Source organism: Oleiphilus sp. HI0067, from assembly GCF_001635735.1.
Window position 1 is genome coordinate 1 of the sequence record NZ_LWFI01000182.1, and the last position, 677, is coordinate 677.

The 677-nt window shown below is 50.2% G+C and carries 1 protein-coding gene; it reads left to right on the forward strand.

Going from position 1 to position 677, the window contains the following annotated elements; all coding sequences use genetic code 11:
- Window positions 1-677: DEAD/DEAH box helicase (locus A3739_RS02445; RefSeq protein ID WP_156502272.1), on the forward strand; the 677-nt coding region annotated here is incomplete at both ends.

Here is a 677-nt window from a genome sequence, read left to right on the forward strand (position 1 = left end):
CGCTAACGGGAGCCCAACAACGTGTTAGCGATGAAATTGCTGGCGACTTATCTCATTCATTCCCAATGCTAAGGCTCGTCCAAGGGGATGTCGGTTCTGGAAAAACTGTTGTTGCAGCACTAGCCGCGTTGCGCGCAGTGTCCCACGGTCATCAAGTCGCGTTCATGGCGCCAACCGAAATTCTTGCTGAACAACACTATGCTAATTTCAAGTCGTGGCTTGCACCCTTAGGTATAAGGGTTGGCTGGCTTAGCGGCAAAGTGAAAGGAAAGAAACGTGAGCAAGAACTTATCAGCATCGCAGACGGATCAGCGCAAGTAGTGGTCGGAACACACGCTTTATTTCAAGAGGATGTGCAATTTGCTGAACTGGGATTAGCGATCATCGATGAACAACATCGCTTTGGTGTTCATCAGCGCTTAGCGTTAAAAAACAAAGGCAAGCAAAACACAACACCTCATCAGCTCATTATGACGGCCACCCCTATTCCGCGAACGCTCGCAATGAGTGCCTATGCCGACCTAGACACCTCAGTCATTGACGAGCTACCCGCCGGCAGACAAGCCATAGAGACCTTTGTGCTGCCAGACACACGACGTCAGGACATCCTCAGTCGCGTACAGTCTATCTGCGAAGAGGGTCGCCAAGCTTATTGGGTCTGCACATTAATTGAAGAA